This window comes from Nocardiopsis sp. RV163, from assembly GCF_001029525.1.
In the GTDB taxonomy this organism is placed as follows: Bacteria; Actinomycetota; Actinomycetes; order Streptosporangiales; family Streptosporangiaceae; genus Nocardiopsis; species Nocardiopsis dassonvillei.
The window spans coordinates 1-6,255 of sequence record NZ_LEKI01000233.1 but is presented as its reverse complement, the minus strand read 5'-3'; the positions used below and the strand labels follow the sequence as shown (position 1 = coordinate 6,255).

At 74.1% G+C, this 6,255-nt stretch carries 6 protein-coding genes; 3 read left to right on the top strand and 3 right to left on the bottom strand.

Going from position 1 to position 6,255, the window contains the following annotated elements; translation table 11 throughout:
• On the bottom strand, positions 1-208 hold a 208-nt coding region (locus ABD54_RS29435; protein WP_268778209.1), incomplete at its 3' end, for a hypothetical protein.
• A gap of 24 nt (positions 209-232) precedes the next feature.
• Between ABD54_RS29435 and ABD54_RS24840 the strand changes: the two genes are divergently transcribed.
• On the top strand, positions 233-961 hold the full coding sequence (locus ABD54_RS24840) for a hypothetical protein (RefSeq protein ID WP_268778208.1): 729 nt from the start codon (positions 233-235) through the stop codon (positions 959-961).
• A gap of 249 nt (positions 962-1,210) precedes the next feature.
• Here the strand turns inward: ABD54_RS24840 and guaA are convergent, their stop codons facing one another.
• Both guaA and galE read right to left on the bottom strand, forming a co-directional pair.
• Entirely contained in the window at positions 1,211-2,791 is a 1,581-nt protein-coding gene (gene guaA, locus ABD54_RS24835) for a glutamine-hydrolyzing GMP synthase (RefSeq protein ID WP_047871968.1), read from the bottom strand.
• A gap of 133 nt (positions 2,792-2,924) precedes the next feature.
• Complete coding sequence (gene galE, locus ABD54_RS24830; protein WP_047871967.1) at positions 2,925-3,938, bottom strand: UDP-glucose 4-epimerase GalE; 1,014 nt, start codon at positions 3,936-3,938, stop codon at positions 2,925-2,927.
• A 203-nt stretch (positions 3,939-4,141) separates the two neighbouring features.
• Between galE and ABD54_RS24825 the strand changes: the two genes are divergently transcribed.
• Both ABD54_RS24825 and ABD54_RS24820 read left to right on the top strand, forming a co-directional pair.
• The gene (locus ABD54_RS24825; RefSeq protein WP_047871966.1) at positions 4,142-5,536 is read left to right on the top strand and encodes a sensor histidine kinase; all 1,395 of its coding nucleotides are present in this window, start codon (positions 4,142-4,144) and stop codon (positions 5,534-5,536) included.
• Entirely contained in the window at positions 5,533-6,228 is a 696-nt protein-coding gene (locus ABD54_RS24820; protein WP_047871965.1) for a response regulator transcription factor, read from the top strand. Before ABD54_RS24825 ends, ABD54_RS24820 begins: the two co-directional genes overlap by 4 nt.
• The last annotated feature ends 27 nt before the right edge of the window (positions 6,229-6,255 follow it).

Below are 6,255 nucleotides of genomic sequence, written 5' to 3'. Positions count from 1 at the left end.
GTACCAGGGTGCGCCCCCCATGCCCCCGCCCGCCCACCAGACGGGCAGCTACCCGCGTCCGCAGGGTCCGCCGCCGGGCCATCCGACCGGTCCCCCGCCGGGGGGCCAGGCGCACCAGGTTCACGGAGTCCAGGCTCCGGGCGGGCAGCCCCAGGGCGGCCCGGTGCAGCAGCCGCGGCCGGTGCCCGGTCGAGGCCAGGCGCCGCACCCGGCCTCGACCGGGCCGATCCCGATGGTTGCCCCGGCCGACCAGCAGACGGGCCGCCGGGGTCCGCAGCCCTACGTTCCGCCGGTACCGCCGCCACCGCACCAGCCCGCCGCGCCCAACCGGCGCAAGGGGACGGTCGTGGCCCTGGTGCTGGGCGCCGTGGCGCTGCTGGCGGCCCTGATCGTCATGGCGACCGTGCTGACCAACCTCAGCGACTGGTCGCTCTTCGGGGACGGCGACTCCCGGGGCGACGCCTCCGACCAGTCCGGCGCCGCCCCGGAACCGCAGGAGCCCGCGCCCGGCGACGAGTCCCCCGGCGGCGCCGACGAGGAGGAGTCTCCCAGCGAGGTGCCCAGCGGGATGTCGGGCGCCTCCGCCGACCGCATGGTCGAGTACCGGATCAGCGGGGTCAGCTGCGGCCTGACCGAGCACAACATCCGCTCGGAGCTGCCGTCGACCGGCCAGTACTGCGTGGTGGATCTGGAGCTGTTCAACCTCAGCGACGAACTCGTGGAGTTCGAGCACGCCGCGCAGCACATGAGGACCAGCCGGGAGCCCGTCAACGCCCAGGCGCCGTCCGTGCGCGAGGTGGAGGCCCCGCTGTGGGACTCGGCCGGGATCGGTCCCGGGGTCGCCGCCGGGGGCGAGCTGGTGTTCATACTGCGCGACGACATGGAGCCGCGCACGCTGGTGCTCAACCACCGGGCGGGCGCGGAGGCCACGGAGATCAACATCGAGCACATCGTGGACTGAGCCCCGGGCCGGGGGCGGGCCGCGCCCGTCGCGGGGCAGCACCGTGCCGACGGGGTGGGGAGCCCCCCTGTATCCAGGACACCGCATCGGCGCCCCGCTCCGCCACCCCCGGGCCGCGCCTGTGGACGACCGATCCCCTGCGCGGCGCCGCGCAGGCGAAACGGACGGGCCCGGGGTGACGACGCGTCGTCACCCCGGGCCCGTCCGCCGCTCGGGGGCCGCTCCCGCGGGTCCGGTCCCCGGCGGGGGCTACTCCCACTCGATGGTGCCCGGGGGCTTGCTGGTCACGTCCAGCGCCACCCGGTTGATCTCGCGCACCTCGTTGGTGATGCGGTTGGAGATCCCGGCCAGCACGTCGTAGGGCACACGCGACCAGTCGGCGGTCATGGCGTCCTCGCTGCTGACCGGGCGCAGCACGACCGGGTGGCCGTAGGTGCGCCCGTCGCCCTGCACGCCCACCGACCGCACGTCGGCGAGCAGCACCACCGGGCACTGCCAGATGTCGCGGTCCAGTCCGGCGCGGGTCAGCTCCTCACGGGCGATCGCGTCGGCCTCGCGCAGGATCTCCAGGCGCTCGCGGGTGACCTCGCCGATGATGCGGATGGCCAGGCCGGGGCCGGGGAAGGGCTGGCGCCAGACCATCTCGGCGGGCAGGCCCAGCTCCTCGCCGACCTTGCGCACCTCGTCCTTGAACAGCTCGCGCAGCGGTTCCACCAGCGTGAACTGGAGATCGTCGGGCAGGCCGCCCACGTTGTGGTGGGACTTGATGTTGGCGGTCCCGGTACCGCCGCCGGACTCCACCACGTCCGGGTAGAGGGTGCCCTGCACCAGGAACTCGACCTCGGCGCCGCTATCGCCGCTCTCGGCGACGACCTCGCGGGCCGCCTGCTCGAACACGCGGATGAACTCGCGGCCGATGACCTTGCGCTTCTCCTCGGGGTCGCAGACCCCCGCGAGGGCGGACAGGAACCGCTCCTCGGCGTCGACGACCTTGAGCTTGGCTCCCGTGATCGCGACGAAGTCCTTCTCCACCTGCTCGGCCTCGCCCTTGCGCAGCAGGCCGTGGTCCACGAATACGCAGGTCAGCTGGTCGCCGACGGCGCGCTGCACCAGCGCGCCGGCCACCGCGGAGTCCACACCGCCGCTCAGCGCGCAGATGACGCGCTTGTCGCCGATGTCCTCGCGGATGCGCTCCAACTGCTCCTCGACGATGTTGACCATCGTCCAGGTGGGCCGGCACCCGGCGCCCTCGTACAGGAAGCGGCGCAGCACCTCCTGTCCGTGCTCGGTGTGCAGGACCTCGGGGTGGAACTGGACGCCGAAGAGGTTGCGGCCGGTGTGCTCGAACGCGGCGACCGGGGCGCCCGCGGTGCTGGCGGTCGTGGCGAAGCCCTCGGGGGCCTCCACCACCGAGTCGCCGTGCGACATCCAGACCAACTGCTCGGCGGGCATACCGGCGAACAGCAGGGAGTCGGTGACCGCCGACAGCTCGGTGCGGCCGAACTCACTGAGGTCGGTCCTGGCGACGGTGCCGCCCAGGGCACGGGTCATCGCCTGGAAGCCGTAGCAGATGCCGAAGGTGGGCACCCCGGTCTCGAACAGCTCGGGGCCCAGGTTCGGGGCCCCCTCGGCGTAGACCGACGACGGGCCGCCGGAGAGGATGATGGCCTTGGGTTTCTTGGCGAGCATCTCCTCGACGGGCATGGTCGAGGGCACGATCTCACTGTGCACGTGGCATTCGCGGACCCGGCGTGCGATCAGCTGCGCGTACTGCGCGCCGAAGTCGACGACGAGAACGGTGTCGAACGTGCTCTCAGCACCAACGGACACGACGGAGGACCTTCCGCAGGAAGTACAGGGATGTCCGCCCAGTCTAGGGCGTTGCACACGCCCGGAGGGCCCCGCACTCGTGTGCGGTCCGGCTCAGCGCGCGCGGCGGGGCCGCCGGGGACTCCCCCGCGGCTCAGGCGGTGAAGCCCGCGGGGTTGGCCGACTGCCAGCGCCACGCGTCGCGGCAGGCGTCGTCCACCGTGCGCACGGCCTTCCAGCCCAGGTCGCGGGCGGCGGCCGATGGGTCGGCGAAGCACACGGCGATGTCGCCGGGGCGGCGGTCGACCACCTCGTACGGGACGGCCACCCCCGTGGCGCGCACGAAGGCGCGCAGGCCCTCCAGGACGGAGGTGCCCTGCCCGGTGCCCAGGTTGTAGACGCGGTACCCGGACGCGTCGGCCAGGTGCTCCACGGCGGCCACGTGCCCCTGGGCCAGGTCCACCACGTGCAGGTAGTCGCGCACGCCGGTGCCGTCGGGGGTGTCGTAGTCGTCGCCGAACACGTTCAGCCGCTCGCGGCGGCCCGCGGCGACCTGCGCCACGTAGGGGAAGAGGTTGTTGGGGACGCCTTGGGGGTCCTCGCCGATCAGGCCGCTCGGGTGGGCGCCGATGGGGTTGAAGTAGCGCAGGGAGGTGATCCGCCAACGCGGGTCGGCGGCGGCCGTGTCCTGGAGGACGCGCTCGGCGAACAGCTTGGTGGCGCCGTAGGGGTTGGTGGCGGACAGGGGGCTGTCCTCGGTGATCGGCACCTGCTCGGGGTCGCCGTAGACGGTGGCCGAGGAGCTGAACACCAGGTCGCGCACGCCGTGCTCGTCCATGACCTCGATGAGCGTGAACAGGGAGTCCATGTTGTTGCGGTAGTAGCGCAGCGGCTGCTCCACCGACTCCCCCACGGCCTTGAGCCCGGCCATGTGGATGACGGCGTCGACTCGGTGCTCGGCGAAGACCCGGCGCATCGCCTCGGGGTCGGCGCAGTCGGCCCGGTGGAAGGCGAGGGTGCGTCCGGTGATGCGCTCGACGCGGCGCAGGGCCTCCTCGTGGCTGTTGGAGAGCAGGTCCGCGACCACGACCTCGTGCCCGGCTTCGAGGAGTTCGACGGCCGTGTGGGAGCCGATGTACCCGGCACCGCCGGTGAGCAGTACGTTCATGTCTCATTTCCCTGGGTGTAGTGCGACCGCCGCGTCGCGGGCGCTCCCCAGGATAGGCGGCGCGCGGGAGCGGACCCGTGGACACGCCCCGCCCCTGACCTGCCCTTCGTCGGTGCCCGGGGGCCGCGGGACCGCCTTACGGACCCCGCGGTCTCATGCCGGGGCACGAGGCCCGGCGGCCTCCGCGTCCCTATCGTGGAGGGATGGCCGACCTGTCCCCACGCCCCCTGCTGGACCGCGCCGCGCTCTGGGCGCGCGGGCACGCGCTCGCCGTGGACGCGTTCTGCGCGGCGGTCTGGTTCGGCCTGTCGGTGGCGTCCCTTCCGGTGCCGGGTTGGCACACCGCGGAGTCGTGGGCCTACCTCGGTATGACCGCCGGGTGCTGCGCCGCCCTGGCCCTGCGCCGTTTCCGCCCGCTCCCGGCCCTGGCCGCCCTGGCGGTGCTGCTGGCGTGCCACATCCTGTGGCTGGAGCACCTGACCGCGGCGACGTTGATCAGCGCCCTGGTAGCCGCCTACACGGTGCAGGCCGAACTCCCGCGCCCGTGGCGGGCGGCCGGGTTCGTCCTGCTCCTGGCCGGAGCGGCGTGGGGGGTTCTCGAAGTTCCGGCCGAGGCTCTGTCCACGGACCCGGGACCGCGCCTCAACAGCGTCTTCTCGGCGTGGACGGCGGTCGCGCTGTTCTCCCTGCTCGGAGCCTTCCGCAGGCGCAACCGCGAGGAGTTCGCCCGTGTCGTGGAGCACGCCCGGCTGCTGGAGACCCAGCGGGAGCAGGAGGTGCGCCTGGCCGCGCTCGACGAGCGGACCCGTATCGCCCGGGAGGTGCACGACGTCCTCGCCCACTCGCTGAACGTCATCGTCGCCCAGGCCGACGGCGGCCGCTACGCCGCGAAGGCCGCCCCGGAGCGCGCGGTGGCCGCCCTGGCCACCGTCGCCCGGGTGGGACGTGAGTCGGCGTCGGAGCTGCACCGGCTCCTGGGCGTCCTGCGCGACGGCGAGGAGCGCGGGTCCGCCCCTGCTCCCGGGGTCGGCGACCTGCCCGCTCTGGTGGAGGAGTACCGCCGCGCCGGTCTGCGGATCCGCCTGGTCCAGCACGGGTCCCCGGCCGCCCCTCGCGGCGGGCGGACGGACGCGGACGCCCCGGCGACCCTGCCCGCGACCGCGTCCCTGACGGTCTACCGCGTGGTGCAGGAGTCCCTGGCCAACGCGCTGAAGCACGGCGGGTCCTCCGCCGTGCGGGTCGAGCTCACGTGGTCGCCCGGTCGGGTCGGGATCGACGTGGCCAACTCCGTCCGCGAGAACGCGCCCGCGGCCCTGACCACACCCGCGGGCCCCTCAGGCCGCTCGGAATCCGCGGGTCCGTCCGTGCTTGGAGGCCCCTCCCGTAGCGGGGCGCCCCGTCCCGTCGGAGGCTCCTCCCCGGCGGGGGCGCCCTCGGCCGCCGGGACGGCCCCGGACCGCGCCCGGCGGGGCCCCGGCCACGGTCTGGTCGGCATGCGCGAGCGCGTGGGCATGCACGGCGGCGCCCTGGAGGCAGGCGCAGACGACGCCGGCGGCACCTGGCGGGTGCGCGCGGTGGTCCCCTGGGAGGAGGCGTGATCCGCGTGGGGCTGGCCGACGACCAGGTGCTGTTCACGGCGGGCATGGCGATGGTCATCGACTCCCAGCCGGACCTGACCGTGGCCTGGGAGGCGGCCGACGGGGCCCGGGCCGCCGCCCTCCAGCACTCCGACCCCGTCGACGTCCTGCTCATGGACGTCCAGATGCCCGGCACGGACGGCCTGAGCGCCACACGCTCCCTCGTCTCCTCCGGGGCGGGCTGCCGCGTCGTCATCCTCACCACCTTCGACACCGACGAGTACGTGGTCGAGGGCGTGGAGGCCGGGGCCGCGGGCTTCCTGCTCAAGAACACCCCGCCCGAGGAGCTGCTGGAGGCCGTGCGGACCGTGCACCGGGGCGACTCCGTCATCTCGGCCAGTTCCACGCGCAGGCTGCTCGGGCACGTGCGTCCGCTGCTCGGCGGCCCGTCCTCGCGTCCGGTACCGCTCGACGGGGGCACCCGCCGCGCCGCCGCCTCGCTGACCCCGCGAGAGCAGGAGGTCCTCGTCGCCGTGGCGCTGGGGTACACGAACACGGAGATCTGCGAGCGCCTCGTACTGTCCATGCCCACGGTCAAGACCCACGTCGGCCACGTCCTGGCCAAGACCGGCTCCCGCGACCGGGTGCAGGCCGTGCTGTTCGCGTTCCGCGCCGGGTTGGTCGGCCGGGAGGACCTGCTCCGGGAGGCGTGAACGGGCCCGCCCCGCCCGAAGCCCCGC